This is a genomic window from Cylindrospermopsis raciborskii Cr2010, assembly GCF_003367075.2.
In the GTDB taxonomy this organism is placed as follows: domain Bacteria; phylum Cyanobacteriota; class Cyanobacteriia; order Cyanobacteriales; family Nostocaceae; genus Raphidiopsis; species Raphidiopsis raciborskii.
Genome location: NZ_CP065936.1, coordinates 3,011,505 through 3,025,149, shown reverse-complemented (window position 1 = coordinate 3,025,149; position 13,645 = coordinate 3,011,505). Strand labels below are relative to the sequence as shown.

The 13,645-nt window shown below is 39.7% G+C and carries 15 protein-coding genes and 2 pseudogenes; 12 read left to right on the top strand and 5 right to left on the bottom strand.

What is annotated here, in order from left to right:
• Positions 1-28: 28 nt before the first annotated feature.
• From C6N34_RS13860 to C6N34_RS13820, 9 genes and pseudogenes are all read left to right on the top strand, one after another.
• Positions 29-718 (top strand): fasciclin domain-containing protein, encoded by a 690-nt coding sequence (locus C6N34_RS13860; protein ID WP_115539191.1) that lies wholly within the window; start codon positions 29-31, stop codon positions 716-718.
• Between the two features lie 60 nt (positions 719-778).
• Positions 779-1,450, top strand: coding sequence for a HEAT repeat domain-containing protein (locus C6N34_RS13855; RefSeq protein ID WP_057178636.1), 672 nt, complete (start codon positions 779-781; stop codon positions 1,448-1,450).
• 191 nt (positions 1,451-1,641) lie between these two features.
• A pseudogene (locus C6N34_RS13850) lies at positions 1,642-1,875 on the top strand (phycobiliprotein lyase); the annotation flags it as partial.
• Positions 1,876-2,431: 556 nt separating this feature from the next.
• Positions 2,432-3,532, top strand: coding sequence for a reverse transcriptase N-terminal domain-containing protein (locus C6N34_RS13845; RefSeq protein ID WP_115539192.1), 1,101 nt, complete (start codon positions 2,432-2,434; stop codon positions 3,530-3,532).
• Between the two features lie 81 nt (positions 3,533-3,613).
• Positions 3,614-3,949: pseudogene (locus tag C6N34_RS13840) on the top strand (phycobiliprotein lyase); the annotation flags it as partial.
• A gap of 153 nt (positions 3,950-4,102) precedes the next feature.
• Positions 4,103-4,351, top strand: coding sequence for a cytochrome b559 subunit alpha (gene psbE / locus C6N34_RS13835; RefSeq protein WP_006277317.1), 249 nt, complete (start codon positions 4,103-4,105; stop codon positions 4,349-4,351).
• A 9-nt stretch (positions 4,352-4,360) separates the two neighbouring features.
• Positions 4,361-4,498 (top strand): cytochrome b559 subunit beta, encoded by a 138-nt coding sequence (psbF, locus tag C6N34_RS13830; RefSeq protein WP_071985093.1) that lies wholly within the window; start codon positions 4,361-4,363, stop codon positions 4,496-4,498.
• Positions 4,499-4,507: 9 nt separating this feature from the next.
• A complete protein-coding gene (locus C6N34_RS13825; protein WP_197704893.1) occupies positions 4,508-4,627 on the top strand; it encodes a photosystem II reaction center protein L in 120 nt (39 codons plus the stop codon).
• A 63-nt stretch (positions 4,628-4,690) separates the two neighbouring features.
• On the top strand, positions 4,691-4,810 hold the full coding sequence (locus C6N34_RS13820) for a photosystem II reaction center protein J (protein WP_006277319.1): 120 nt from the start codon (positions 4,691-4,693) through the stop codon (positions 4,808-4,810).
• Positions 4,811-4,955: 145 nt separating this feature from the next.
• Here C6N34_RS13820 and C6N34_RS13815 read toward each other — a convergent pair whose 3' ends face one another.
• From C6N34_RS13815 to C6N34_RS13805, 3 genes are all read right to left on the bottom strand, one after another.
• Complete coding sequence (locus C6N34_RS13815) at positions 4,956-6,011, bottom strand: hemerythrin domain-containing protein (protein WP_115539193.1); 1,056 nt, start codon at positions 6,009-6,011, stop codon at positions 4,956-4,958.
• A gap of 260 nt (positions 6,012-6,271) precedes the next feature.
• Positions 6,272-6,904: a DUF4276 family protein gene (locus tag C6N34_RS13810; RefSeq protein ID WP_115539194.1), complete on the bottom strand. Its 633-nt coding sequence runs from the start codon at positions 6,902-6,904 to the stop codon at positions 6,272-6,274.
• Complete coding sequence (locus tag C6N34_RS13805) at positions 6,904-8,106, bottom strand: AAA family ATPase (RefSeq protein WP_071242149.1); 1,203 nt, start codon at positions 8,104-8,106, stop codon at positions 6,904-6,906. The genes C6N34_RS13810 and C6N34_RS13805 overlap by 1 nt, the downstream gene beginning before the upstream one ends.
• A 218-nt stretch (positions 8,107-8,324) precedes the next feature.
• Between C6N34_RS13805 and C6N34_RS13800 the strand changes: the two genes are divergently transcribed.
• The 3 genes from C6N34_RS13800 (at position 8,325) to C6N34_RS13790 (ending at position 10,971) form a co-directional block, all read left to right on the top strand.
• Entirely contained in the window at positions 8,325-9,140 is an 816-nt protein-coding gene (locus C6N34_RS13800) for an LptF/LptG family permease (RefSeq protein WP_115539195.1), read from the top strand.
• Positions 9,141-9,573: 433 nt separating this feature from the next.
• A complete protein-coding gene (locus C6N34_RS13795; RefSeq protein WP_115539196.1) occupies positions 9,574-10,392 on the top strand; it encodes a DNA adenine methylase in 819 nt (272 codons plus the stop codon).
• 165 nt (positions 10,393-10,557) lie between these two features.
• Positions 10,558-10,971, top strand: a complete 414-nt coding sequence (locus tag C6N34_RS13790; protein ID WP_040009035.1) for an MAPEG family protein — start codon at positions 10,558-10,560, stop codon at positions 10,969-10,971.
• Between the two features lie 76 nt (positions 10,972-11,047).
• On the opposite strand, the gene petJ is transcribed toward C6N34_RS13790, so the two are convergent.
• The gene (petJ, locus tag C6N34_RS13785; RefSeq protein WP_006277323.1) at positions 11,048-11,380 is read right to left on the bottom strand and encodes a cytochrome c6 PetJ; all 333 of its coding nucleotides are present in this window, start codon (positions 11,378-11,380) and stop codon (positions 11,048-11,050) included.
• A 180-nt stretch (positions 11,381-11,560) separates the two neighbouring features.
• Entirely contained in the window at positions 11,561-12,739 is a 1,179-nt protein-coding gene (locus C6N34_RS13780; protein WP_040009061.1) for an RpoD/SigA family RNA polymerase sigma factor, read from the bottom strand.
• Positions 12,740-13,645: the final 906 nt, after the last annotated feature.

Genomic DNA, 13,645 nt, shown 5'->3' with positions numbered 1-13,645 from the left:
CGGCAAAAAATACTAACAAACAAAATCTATGAAATTTAAACTGAGAGCTAATTTGAGAAACAGTTGGAGATTTGGTCAAGTCAAAGTATTCACCGGGTTCCTGGGGATTGTGGGATTAACCAGTATCGGTTTGGGCATGGATTTACCATCTCTGGGGAGTAAAGTGGAGATAGTTCAATCCAATCCTGCAATAACTACCCCACCAACCCCCAACCAACCCACTACCAGTCCGGATCCAAAACCGCCGGAACTACCAATATTTATACCGGAAGATACTGAGGCAAAAAATCTCATTGAGGTAGCCAAGTCCACAGGTAATTTTAAAACCCTGATTAGGTCCTTAGAAGCGGGAGGACTAGTAAAAACCCTAGAAGAGGGTGAACAATTCACCATCTTCGCTCCCACAGATGAAGCGTTTGCTAAAGTTCCCAGAAGGGAGCTACGGAATTTGTTTAGACCCAAAAATAAACAAGTTTTAGTAGACATATTAAAATACCATCTGGTGGTGGGAAGAATCAGATCTGAGGAATTAAAATCGGGCCCAATTAAAAGCTTACAAGGAGAACCAATTCAAGTCAAAATTAAAAATAAAAGTGTATACGTAAGTGATGGTCAATCTAAAGGTACTACTGCCAAAATCACCAAACCAGATATTAGTGCCAGCAATGGTGTGATTCATCAAATTGACAGCTTGCTCTTGCCACCCAGTTTAAAATAAAGCATGTCCCCCCAGCTCAAATCAGACTAGAATAGATATTAATGGAAAAGTGATGTAATGATGAATATTCCCAGCTTAGAGGAAATCTCCACCCAGTTAGCAAGTCCGAACTTGCGCGATCGCATGATAGCTCTAACACAATTACGGAATGTTCCTGCGGAGGATGCAGTTCCCCTAATCAAAAAAGTTCTTAATGACGAATCCATACAGCTACGCTCTATGGCAGTGTTTGCATTGGGAATTAAATCAACTTCAGAATGTTATTCTATTCTAGTGAGAATTCTAGAAGCTGATCCCGACTATGGGATTCGTGCGGATGCAGCTGGGGCTCTAGGATATTTAGGAGATAATAGAGCAGTAGAACCTTTATCAAGAGCTTTCTACGAAGATACAGAATGGTTAGTTAGGTTTAGTGCAGCAGTAGCCTTAGGTAATATCAAAGATAAGCGTGCATATAATATTTTAATTCAAGCTTTGGATAGTGAGGAGATAGTAATTCAGCAAGCAGCGATTTCAGCTTTAGGAGAAATTAAATCAATTGAGTCAGTAGATCATATTTTGCGATTTGTACAGTCAGAAGATTGGTTAGTCAGACAGCGACTAGCAGAAGCCCTAGGCAACCTACCCACGGACAAAAGTATTTCAGCTCTAAAATACTTGGAAAAGGATAGTCATCCCCATGTTTCTCAAGCTGCGACCATATCTCTGAAGAAAGTCCAGACCGAGGTCTAAGGGACTTGTGGAAAAATGGATCAAGTTGATTTGTGCTGACCACTGCTATCCTTCCTTTGTTTGTGAAGTGGAGTTTGAAATTTGGGCCAACTCATGGTGACATATTTCATTTTGAGATAAATCCAGTCAAGCAACCGTATTTTTGAGTATATTTTCTTTAGTAGCTATTTTCCTTTAGGACAATTAGATTGATGAATGTGGAAGAGTTTTTCGAATTAAGTGCTGGAAAGTGGTTTTCCCACCGTACTAGCCACCATTTAGCCTTTAAACAGTCAGAAGATGGTAAATCAGACATCGTAATTGACATGCTCACAGTAGACCATCCAGAAGTAATTAAACTGTGTGAACAGTATTCCATTCTTCCCGATGCAGCTTCCTGTGGAGCAAGAGTCACCTGGAAAGGAACCATGGAATGGGACCAAGAGTGCGATTCGTTGTGGGTCAACATCGGTAACTAATCCGTAATAACCTCACCAACCTCAACTAGTAATAAACAAGTAGATGAAGGTTGAACTCTCAGTTGGATATGGGTGAAAGTCCCATCCGCCAGACTCAGGTGTGACTCCCGATCTGCCCACACTGACCAGACTCGGTAACTGGAGGGTGAAGCTGGGAACAGGGTGCAATCAGACATCCGTTGTGGGATGACACTGGTGCTAATGGGGTGTTTCTACGGTGAAATAGAGTCTAAAAAAGCAACTTACCCATAAGCGGGACACAACATTAAAACCCGACTGGACTGGATATATTTCCCGCCGCATTTTCTTGGATTAGCGGTAAGAGTCTTGGGAAACCAGTAGTTGAATTGACTACACCTAAGGAAACTAACAATCTAACCGGGGGAACGAATAAAAACGAATTGAGGGTCTAGGGAAGGTCAAAACCCAAGTAGGCTTGACGAGAAGCAAAATTCCCTCACTTCGGGTAGGACTGACCGTAATTGGTCGGAGGTGTTCAGAATACACAAGTTGGAGTTAAAGTATGATTAGACACAACAGAAATGTTAGTGAATCTTGGCAGAGGTTACCCTGGCGACAATTTCGCCGCAATCTCTTCCGCTTGCAAAAACGAGTGTACAAAGCCGTTCGAGTTGGAGACCTGCGCAAGGCTAAGTCTCTTCAAAAGCTAATCTTAAAATCTACGTCAGCACAATTACTGGCTATTCGTCAAGTATTACAAGCAAATTCTCTTACAGAGGTTTTATCTTCCACCACTAGACAGCGGGTATGGCAGTGGGTAATTAAATACACCTTAGATCCAGCCCATGAAGGTAATTTCCACCTCCACGGTTATGGATGGAAACGGGGATTTTCCCCCCAGGATGCACAAAGAATGTTACAAGTATATTTATCGGAAATTCCTGGTCATCAAACAAGAGTAATCAAAATTGATTTGGGGAAATCTCTAGAAAAAATCAACCCAAGAGCGATTTGTAAAAGACTAATAGCTCCTGTAGAAATCAAACGGGGGATTAGGTCACAATGTCTTTCTGTGGAGAAATCGGAACTGATAACCTCCTTACTGGCTAATATTTTCCTCAAGGAAATAGAAAATATAGGAAAACTAGTTTGGTATGGGAGGGAAATAGTGATTATCCTCCAACCTCAGGATCACCCAGAAACAATACTTGACACTATTCGTCACTCCCTGGCAAAAGATGGAATAGAACTAGCTACGGAAGAAACTGAACTAATTGCAGCGACAGATGGGTTTGATTTTCTCACTTGGCATTTTCAAGTGCAAAAAAACGGAAAGTTAAGATGTGTCCCCGGACTAAAAGACTTCCAAGCTTTTCGCCAGAAAGTGAAACACATAGTCAACAACTCGAATTATGGAGCTACTATCAAGGCACAGAAATTGAGCTTGATCGTAGGGGAGTGGAGAAATTACCATCGCCATTGCAACATGGATGGGGCGAGATTTTCCCTCTACCATATAAAATACAGAGCTTTCAAGGTGTTTAATCGGGAAACAAAACAAAACCGACAAATCATTCAGCAACTGATAAATAAGGCGTTTCCACGAGTGAACTCTGGTCAAAACTCTACCCTTTCTAACACTCCAGGCAAAAGCTATAGCTAAGAACATCGGAAGCTGGGTGCGGTGAAAATCGCACGCCCAGATTTAAACGAGAGGTGCGAAGGATAATACCCTCCATCGACTCAACCAAAACATGAAGGTTCTACAGTTTTAGTCACTGTACCCGACTTACTTAAACCAGGTGAAGGTAAACTATTGAGGGAAATGGGTTATGCAGAAAAAATGCCAGTAGCTGGAACCTATAAGATGGGTAACGATGGTGCATTAACTCTGATCACAGAGTATGAAACCATGTCCTCAGAAGAACGACTATGGTTTGCTAGTCCTAATTTACGGATGCGTGTGGGAGTACTTAAACGTTTTGGGGGTTTTAGTATGGCTTCCTTTACTTCCGAAATTCGTATGGGTAGCACTGCTGCATCTCAAGCAGCTATGGAGCAAGCTAGTAAAGCTAAGTAAAGATTAGCTCATAGTTAGTGATATAAAAACATCAAGCCAAACTTAGGCTTAATCACTAAGGTGCTTTTATAGCACCTCCCTTTTAAATATAATGGGGACTATGACCTTTTTTTGATAGAATCAATAGTAGTTTTTGCAAAGGTAGTAGTCTAAATGTCAGGTACCACTGGAGAACGTCCATTTTCGGACATTGTAACCAGTATTCGTTACTGGGTAATTCATAGCATCACCATACCCGCTTTATTTGTCGCTGGGTGGTTGTTTGTCAGCACAGGTCTAGCTTATGATATATTTGGTACGCCTCGTCCTAATGAGTATTTTACTCAACTGCGTCAAGAAGTACCAATTGTTAGCAACCGTTATGAAGCTAAGAAACAAGTAGAAACATTTATCGCAAAGTAATTTAAGAACATGGCTACCAGCAATAACGTCAATCAACCTGTTACTTATCCAATTTTTACGGTGAGATGGCTAGCAGTTCACACCCTCGGTGTGCCAACTGTCTTCTTCTTGGGTGCGATCGCAGCAATGCAGTTTATTCAACGCTAGGAGTAAATCATGGAAAGAACGCCTAATCCTAATCAACAACCTGTTGAACTAAACCGTACTTCTTTATACCTAGGACTGTTATTAATTTTCGTTCTAGGGATTCTATTTTCCAGTTACTTCTTTAACTAACTGTTAACGAGCTGGAAAGATGACTGCTAATTTTTTGTTGATTTGTTAAGGGAGGAGAAAACCATGTCTGGAGGCGGGAGAATTCCCCTGTGGGTTGTTGCCACAATCGCGGGTTTAGGTGTAATTACTGTTGTAGGTATTTTCTTTTACGGAGCCTACGCCGGACTTGGTTCTTCATTGTAATCAAAACCTGATCCGCATTTTTGTCTGATGAGCTGAATAAGCAACATTAAACCGTCCATCTGTTGTGGATGGACGGTTAATTTGTTAGTTTTTTTATGCCTTATAGCCAGGTAGACAGAACGCCTAGCAGCCCATCAACCCTGTTTTAAACGTTTTGTCTAAGGCTATAATAAGCACCTGTATTTCTTTTCTCAAGTTGACTCTTAACCGAATCAAATCTTGCAGCTAACTGTTCAGTTTCTTTACTACTCATATTATTGTCAATAGCCACAAGCATTGTATTTTCTTCTTGGCGAATATGATTGGTAACATGGTCCCAAATTTCTCTAAGTCTATTTTTAAATTCTGGTGTGCTAGGACTAATCAATCTCAGTTCTTCCCACCAGGGAATCCAAAGAGCGTGTTGGTCGTATAGTTGTTGAGTATTTTCTTCCCCATAAAACCCACGGACTCGTGGATAAACCACTTCCTCTTCAGCGGCTATATGAACAGTGAGAAGCTGATTAATTTTTGCAAAACATTCCTGAATTTTTTGGGAGTCATTGCTTTGCATTAAGTCTGTAAACAACATATTCAACTGATTGTGATCTTGGCGGATAGCATCTTGGATAGTAGCTTTTTCCCTTTCATGACCGGGGGCACCACCAACCGCACCAGTAATTGCAGCGATTGCATCTTGAACCCGAGACCAGATACCCTGGTCTGCGTCTTGTCCTGTTAGTTCTCGGACACCGAGGATTTCTAAAATTCCCTTCAACTGTTCTTGGTGCGTACGATTTTCAGAATTAATGGCACTTAAAGGTCTAATTGCTACCATGATATCAGCGCCAACCTTCTGAGCAGCCTTATAAATTGTTATTCCATTCATCACCTGTTGATGCTTTAACAGTTCATGTTGAAAGACCTTATCAAAGAAACTGAGTTCTTCACTTGCCATTAGTTGACGAACCTTTTCAACCATTTGCAGCACCGTGGGTTCAGCATTTTTTTCCAGACCAAATTGGTCAACCACAGTATTAAGAAGGGCTAGGTTTTTCCGGTCATCATCTAGCATTCTGCGAATAATTCCTGCTATTTCGCCGTCGGTACATTCCAGCAAAAATCTTTCCTCGTTATCCAGTAATAACTGTTGGAGTAATTTCATATCACCCAGTTTTACCGCCATGGAATTCTTTTTAGTGTCATCTAAAACCGCCACCATTGGAATTTGCCCTCGTTAGGTTTATTGAATCTAACCTAAGTTTTGCTCAGCACTTAATATTTTCCATCTTTCTGATGAAATAATACCTATTATCCCAAGGGGGAAAAAAATCAATCTGCCATAATTTCAGTATCTAACTTTGGGGAGATTGTGTTGTGCGATCGGATTTATTTCTATGAGAATTGTCCACGGATAAAGAATATAAAAATATTTGGTGAGAAAGGAGAAGATATCAAAACAGAAGACGCAGAATGTAAAGTTTATTGAGATAGGAAGGCTTCTATTCCAGCTTTAAAGCAGTTAAAACTTGGAGAGTAATTTTGATCTGGGTTCATATGGAGAGAAATGCGGCGGGCCGCTTCTATTTTGGGGTAGCCGTTTTTATAAATGCCATGTTTTTTTAAGAACCGATGTAGAGCCTCCCAACTACCCCCATTATCGGGACTGCGAAAGATTCCTGATTTAGGTGATATACTCGGCAAGCTGGAGAAAGCTTTACGCAAAGCCTCTGTATCTCCAATAAACCAAGATTCTAGTTCTTTGATCACAATCCGATTGAGAACTACAAATCTTCCTTCAGAATCTGGTTTAGATTTGGTGGATAATCCTGTTTGTTGAGCAATTCCCTCTAATTGATTTTTTAATTTCTTACAATCATCATTGTCTTGATCCACTAATACAATAATCCGTACGTTTTCTCCTTTGCTGATGCGATCGCCATAGGCAGATAAACGTTGGCTCAGTAACTTAAGTAGTTTTGATTTACTCCCAAAATTAATGATTTTATGGCGAGATCGCCCCTTGAGTAATTTTGGCAAAAGGGTTTTGAGGGCTTCTTCAGCAGAAGGTTCTTCTACTAAAACCTCGATGCAAAAACTATTTGTTTTGGGCATTAAATACCCTCCTGATTTAAAGGATCGCCAACTTCAAAATGTCCCTCCATCCACAAATCTCCTAAGTTTGCTCCATGTTGGATAAATTCCTTGATCCCTGGAATATCCTCAATAAGTTGTGTTCGAGTATAGCCATCAGTTCCTCTATAGATAATTCGCACTTGCTTAGGCTTAAGCTGATTGATGAAGAAGGGAGAGTGGGTGGTGACAAGCATTTGAGTTCTAGCAGTTGCCTGCTGGCACTCCTCAGCGAGTTCGGGGAGCAATCTGGGGTGGAGATAGTTTTCAGGTTCTTCAATGCCAATAAAGGAAGGGGGAGCGGGATCTTGCAGCAGCACCAAATAGGCCAGCATTTTTAAGCTGCCATCGGAAGCAAAGCGTGCTATTATAGGGTGGGTAAAAGGAGTATCTTTGATTTGTAGGAGTAGGCGACCATCGGGCATAGACTCAGTCAAAACCCTTTCAATGCGGGGGATTCGCCGCCGCAAAGTTGTAAAGATTGCTTCTAGGCGATCGCGATGTTGTTCATTTAAGTATTGGATCACGTTGGCAAGGTTATCTCCGCTGCGGTTTAGATGTTCTTGGGGGCCTGCTTCAGGTTGAGTGCGGATACTGTCGGCGGAGAGATAGGAGACGTGCCAACCGGTGATGAAGTCTCGTAGGGCGGCGACGCGGGGATGTTCAGCAAATTGACCCAGGGCGTTAACAGCTAGCAGGTCAGGGGATTTGAGAGGAATTTCAATGCGTTTGTCTTTTTCATCGGGTAGCTCACCACTGATTGCTTTTCCATTTCCCTCCTTGTAGTCTAGGAAATTAAACGGTTGACCATGTTTGCCTCGTCGCCATTTCAGCCATTCTTCCTTGACAAAGGGTGCGCCATTGCGTTCGTCCACTGCTAGGTGGTAGGTAATGGTGGGATAGTCGGGTTCTTTATATTGAATCTCAATGACGATCGCCTCATCACTGCCCCTAGTTTTGAGTTCTTTAGCTCTACCACGTTTATCCCAGGCGCGACGCAGTCCTAGTTCAAAGCACTCAGAGAGGAAAGCAAAGACATCAAAGAGGGTAGATTTACCGCTACCATTGGGACCTAGGAGGACTGTGAGGGGCGTAAGGTTTTTGAGCTCGACTTTCCGTAATGCCCGAAAGTTTTCGATTTTAAGGTATTGGATCCGAGGAGGAGTTTTATTTTGATTCATCATATCTAAGGTACTTATTGAACTCAACATAGCAGTTCGGGGAGGCTTCTACAGGCGATCGCTTCCCATAGGTTCCCATTCTAACCTTTATCTTAACACACTAGTTCGGATAGGTTTTTGCCAATAGACTATACCACAGGTAGACGAATGCCACAAGCGATCGCTTGCTGATTGGTTCATTTTAATAGTATTAAAACGTACTTTTAAAAAATACGTACGTAATTTTTCTGAAACCTATTGACAAAACAGTATTAATATTATTTTTTAGTAGTGATTTCATTGTTCCATATAGTAACCATCAAGCTGCTATTGCCTTAGAGTCGGTGATGAATATAAATCGAGAGAGATTGGATAATAATGACATTATATATAAAGAGTTGGCACAAACAAGTAAGGGTGATCTATCAAACAAATATAAGTTTATTAAATACTTGTTTTACGCTGAAAAACTGATCGATCACAAGATGATTAACCCTACTTTACTGATTTCAGACTCTCAAGGATTAAAAGTAATAATAAACTCTCAAATTGCCCTAATTTATGGAGAAAGTAAATGTCTTCATTTTTATAATGGAGTTAAAAATACAATCAACCAAGATGGATCTTTTGGTAAGGAACAAGTTTTTGAACAAATTGTGGTTGATTCGCCTAATATATGTCAGCAGTTTCAACTAGATAGAGAAAAATTGGATGATAAAGAAATGAATATTCTCCAGATCTACCAGAGATTGATAGTTTCCAATAAACTAGGAGACATGAACAAAATAATAAACCTAAAAATTACCTTATTTAATCGTTTCAACTTACCTATATCTTGCGTCATTTTCACCCTACTTGGGTCGTCAATAGGAATCAATATGCGACCGAAAATCAAATATAGTAGCTTTAGCCTTACGTTGCTAATTATTGGAGCAATAAAGGTCTTTGAAGCTATAATTAACGCTTTAATTATTCAAAGGTATGTCCCAGTATTTGCCATCTTCTCGCCTAATATACTTGGACTTGGTATAAGTCTTTATTTGTTGTCAAGACGCTAATCACAAAAATAAGCCCTCTAACGACTCTAACGACCAATTTTTATGCGATCGCATTTACGACCATATCTAAACACGGTAGCTTAGGTAGATTTTTTTAGTGAGCGATCGCTGATTTTGTGGTACGTTATATTTCACAATAACATTTCCTTTTTTTAATGGTGATGCATGAAACCCAACACCCCCATGGGTTATGCTACCCCTAACCCATCCTACAAATAATTGTGCCTCTCTACTTAGTGGGAGGAATTTATAGCCTTAGGCAGAATCATTGCATGAAGTGTAAACAAAAGCACTTTAATATATCAGAAGTTACCTCCGCATCTATCCTAGGGTAGATCTTTAACCTTAAACGCTGGAACGAATACAAAAAGTTTATATGCGATTACATACTACATCTAATAAAATAATCTCTTGCATTCAAATATAATCCATTATGCTTAAGAGCCCATTACGTTATCCTGGTGGTAAACAAAAGGCAATTTCTCAAATTGCTCACTACCTACCTCCTAAATTTAAAGAGTTCCGCGAACCCTTTGTTGGGGGAGGTTCCATATTCTTTTATGTCTTGCAAAATCACCGTCATATACCCTGTTGGATCAATGACCTCAACCCCGAACTATATTACTTCTGGGCCATGGTCAAAACTAATCTACCACAGTTAGTCGAGTCCGTGTGGAAAGTAAAAAAACAGACAACAGATGGACATGCCCTGTTTAAATCTCTCTCCCTAGCTCCTACAAGTAAAATGAGTCCACTGGAGCGAGCTGTCCGATTTTTCGTTCTTAACCGAATTACCTTTTCGGGGACAATTGAAAGCGGAGGTTATAGCAATGCTTCTTTCAACAGTCGCTTTACAGACTCTTCTATTGAGCGGTTAGCAGCACTGGATAGTTGTTTTACTAATACCCACGTGACCAATTATGACTACAGTATCCTACTGACTGAACCAGGAGACGATGTATTTATATTTCTAGATCCACCTTATTTCACCAATACTAAATCTAGGCTTTATGGTAAAAAAGGGGATTTGCATACGTGTTTTGACCATTCTCGCTTTGCTAACCTGATGAAAGAATGCCCACATAAATGGTTAATTACCTACGATAATTGCGAACAGGTGCGACACAATTTTTCTTTTGCTCATATTTATGAGTGGGAGTTGCAATACGGAATGAATAACTACAAACAGAATAAAGCAGACAAGGGCAAGGAATTATTCATCACTAACTATCCATATATATCCGGTTTATAGACCTATGATACTAGAGGAGGAAGAATGCACTTTGTAGTTGGGGAAACTTCTTCAACAAGCTCGCAAGCAGCGGGGAATGACTCAAGAATTTGGTAGTTTTAGACTAAATCAAGTAATGCTATTATGTATATTATGTAATTAATTATTCTATCCTACCCTAGCTAAATGCTAAATCTTCCTGTCCCTTCCACCTTGCTCTATTCCATCCCATTCGCTGCGGTCACGATTTATCTTCCGTATCTACTAGTAGCTTATGCTAGGGTGAAAGTGGGTTATGACTTGTCCGCTCCACGTTCTATGTTTGATAAGTTACCACAATATGCACGGAGAGCTACCTGGGCCCATCAGAATTGTTTTGAATCCTTCATGATTTATGCTCCTGCAGCTCTGATGGCCTATGTGACGGGAGTAGATTCTCAATTAGCACTATACGCTGCGATCGCCTATGTGACAGCACGGGTTCTCTTTTCAGTTTTCTACATACTGAATATACCCATTCTTCGCTCCCTGATGTTCGGAGTTGGTTCTGCTTGTATTATTAATCTTTTTGTCCTCAGTATTTTGAAAGCAAATACTTAGGCTATTTTTGACAAACAGAAACCCCCTAGTTTTTGGCTAGGGTGGATTAACTAATTATTTGTTGAGTTTGTGATTTTTACCAACCAGCTTCAGCTTGCTCCATAACATAAGCTGCTACATCGGCAATTTGTTCAGCGCTTAATTTACCTTTGAACTTAGGCATACTGTTTTTACCGTTTGTAACTTGAGCAATAATAGCATCTTGGGAATACAAATTGTACTCTTCTAGATCTGCTTTGCTCAAGGTTTTAGCAGCATTAGCTAGGTTTTTACCACCAGCATGACACTGGGCACAATTAGCTTGAAATACCGCTGCTCCAGCTGCTGTATCTGCTGCTATAGCAGGACTACCGAAAGCAAGGGTCAAGATGGCAATGGATAACATCAATACGGCAATAATCTTTTTCATTTTGTAGTCTCTCTACCATAGTTCATCTTTTAATATTCTGTTTGATGAGTTGAATATAAACTGTAAATGTTGAACTGAATATTTGACAAAATATATTTTTTGTTTTTCTTTAAGGAATCTATGTTAAATATTAAATATTAAATCCCCGGTGATAAAAACCGGGGGAGGAAGAATTTAAAATCAAATTAGCCAACCTTTTAAACGTTTAGCAATGTGAGGACGACGCAATTTTCGCATGGCTTTACTTTGAATTTGACGCACCCGCTCGCGAGAAAGATTAAACATATTTCCTACTTCTTCTAGGGTGCAAGGTTCACTGGTTGTTAATCCATAACGCAGGGAAATTACGTCCTTTTCCCTAGGGGTAAGTACATCACCTAAAACTTCCCATATCTCCTGACGCATCATGTTTTCATTCATTTTAGCTTCTGGAGATTGGTTGTCCTCATCTTCTAATAAGTCCATTAATTCCGTATCTTCCTCCTTACCCACGCGATGGTTTAAAGAAAGTGCTTGACGACGCAATTGTTGTAACTGACGAAGTTGTTGAACAGTCATTTCCAAAAATTCCGCCATTTCTACTTCTGTTGGGTTACGCGCAAATTTCTGTTTCAGTTCTCTTTGAGCTTTTTTCAGCTTGTTGAGTTTTTCTACAATGTGAATTGGTAGCCTAATAGTTCTTGCATCATTAGCTATTGCCCGTGTAATGGCTTGCCTAATCCACCAATAAGCATAAGTGGAGAATTTATATCCCTTATCGGGATCAAACTTCTCTGTGGCACGATTTAGCCCCATTGCTCCTTCTTGAATTAAGTCTAGAAAGGGCACTCCCCGATTTAAATATCGTTTAGCAATAGATACTACCAATCTCAGATTAGAGCGAATCATTTTCCGCTTTGCCACTCTTCCCTGATACAGTCGGCTTTCTAATTGTTTTTCATTCAGATCAAACTTGCTTGCTACTTCACTTTTACTAACACTGTGACCTAGTTGCTCTTCTAAAGCAGCTTGTAAATCCTTAACTTCTTCTAAGAATCTTACTCGACGTGCTAACTCCACTTCCTCATCGGGTTTGAGTAGGGGGTAACGGGCCATTTCCTTAAAAAAGGCTCCCACAGCATCATCATGTTCTGTCTTATTATATCCCGAGGGACGAGCTGCACCCATTTCATCCCCATCTCGTTCATCTGATTCCAAACTCTCCAAAATTGAGGAGTCTTCAAATACTACCGCTTCTAAATTATCCAGATTATCCAGTGATGGTTCTTCCTGTTCCACAGCGTTATCCAGTATTTCCATTCTTCCCAATTCAGAAAGATTCATGGGTTCCTTTCGGGATAGTTGCTTTGTTTGGTACATAATTAGTTGACGGTTGCTCATTTGATAATAGTTAGTTTTCTGTCAGTATTCAGCTGACCGTGGTCAGCTACTTTCCCTGCTTGCAGCTAATAATTCTGATCCGATCATTCATTTAGGCATTTAATAATAATTCTCACTCCTAATTGCTCATTTTTGCTCCTGAACTCTTATTTGTTTCCTATTTATATCCATAGCAACTCTCAATGATTGACGAAACTTTTATGTTCTTGCTCCCTATTCCCCTTATTTTTATTCGGTAACAAGGGATAAGCTAATATGAGATTGCTATAGTTTCGACTTGTATTGTTTAGACACTTGGGCAACCATGGTTACGCTAAAGAATTACTCATAAATTACTCATATCCCTAATCTTCTTTATTCTGCGCAAAATGTCCCGGGACATAATCAATGTTAACAGAAATAGCAATGCCATCTGCAATACTTATAGGTTGAATTTTCATGTAGTTTCATCTGTTTTCATCAGTTTAGTGTGGTTTTTTAGGATTTACATGCAGTCAATTTAAGTCTACTAAATAATCCAAATTACAGAAATCATGACTTCCAATCCGGACAATATTCATTGACCAAAGCATGTCACATAAAAAAAACCTGCATATCTATCAAGAGGTGGAAAAACCATATTACTTATTGGGTAAATAAAAGATAAACCAAAAGTAAACAAAAAGTAAATAAAAAGTAGATCAAAAACAACAAAATTGAAGATTTAATATTTAATATACTCATTTTTATGTAGTGAGGATTCAATTTTTATTAAACATGATATGGAGTCTAAGGTAGAAATTAATTCGGTGATTCAACCGTATATCATCGAGATTATCAAGTATTATGAGTGAAAAAAGTATTGCCAAATACTGTTTACCCGTAGTAAACTAGAAGGTGGCATAT

What these genes read in the sequence shown, in the direction of transcription:
- C6N34_RS13860 (WP_115539191.1), top strand. Translation starts at nt 29, where the DNA reads ATGAAATTTAAACTGAGAGCTAATTTGAGAAACAGTTGGAGATTTGGT.
- C6N34_RS13855 (WP_057178636.1), top strand. Translation starts at nt 779, where the DNA reads ATGAATATTCCCAGCTTAGAGGAAATCTCCACCCAGTTAGCAAGTCCG.
- C6N34_RS13845 (WP_115539192.1), top strand. Translation starts at nt 2,432, where the DNA reads ATGATTAGACACAACAGAAATGTTAGTGAATCTTGGCAGAGGTTACCC.
- psbE (WP_006277317.1), top strand. Translation starts at nt 4,103, where the DNA reads ATGTCAGGTACCACTGGAGAACGTCCATTTTCGGACATTGTAACCAGT.
- psbF (WP_071985093.1), top strand. Translation starts at nt 4,361, where the DNA reads ATGGCTACCAGCAATAACGTCAATCAACCTGTTACTTATCCAATTTTT.
- C6N34_RS13825 (WP_197704893.1), top strand. Translation starts at nt 4,508, where the DNA reads ATGGAAAGAACGCCTAATCCTAATCAACAACCTGTTGAACTAAACCGT.
- C6N34_RS13820 (WP_006277319.1), top strand. Translation starts at nt 4,691, where the DNA reads ATGTCTGGAGGCGGGAGAATTCCCCTGTGGGTTGTTGCCACAATCGCG.
- C6N34_RS13815 (WP_115539193.1), bottom strand. Translation starts at nt 6,011, where the DNA reads ATGGTGGCGGTTTTAGATGACACTAAAAAGAATTCCATGGCGGTAAAA.
- C6N34_RS13810 (WP_115539194.1), bottom strand. Translation starts at nt 6,904, where the DNA reads ATGCCCAAAACAAATAGTTTTTGCATCGAGGTTTTAGTAGAAGAACCT.
- C6N34_RS13805 (WP_071242149.1), bottom strand. Translation starts at nt 8,106, where the DNA reads ATGATGAATCAAAATAAAACTCCTCCTCGGATCCAATACCTTAAAATC.
- C6N34_RS13795 (WP_115539196.1), top strand. Translation starts at nt 9,574, where the DNA reads ATGCTTAAGAGCCCATTACGTTATCCTGGTGGTAAACAAAAGGCAATT.
- C6N34_RS13790 (WP_040009035.1), top strand. Translation starts at nt 10,558, where the DNA reads ATGCTAAATCTTCCTGTCCCTTCCACCTTGCTCTATTCCATCCCATTC.
- petJ (WP_006277323.1), bottom strand. Translation starts at nt 11,380, where the DNA reads ATGAAAAAGATTATTGCCGTATTGATGTTATCCATTGCCATCTTGACC.
- C6N34_RS13780 (WP_040009061.1), bottom strand. Translation starts at nt 12,739, where the DNA reads ATGTACCAAACAAAGCAACTATCCCGAAAGGAACCCATGAATCTTTCT.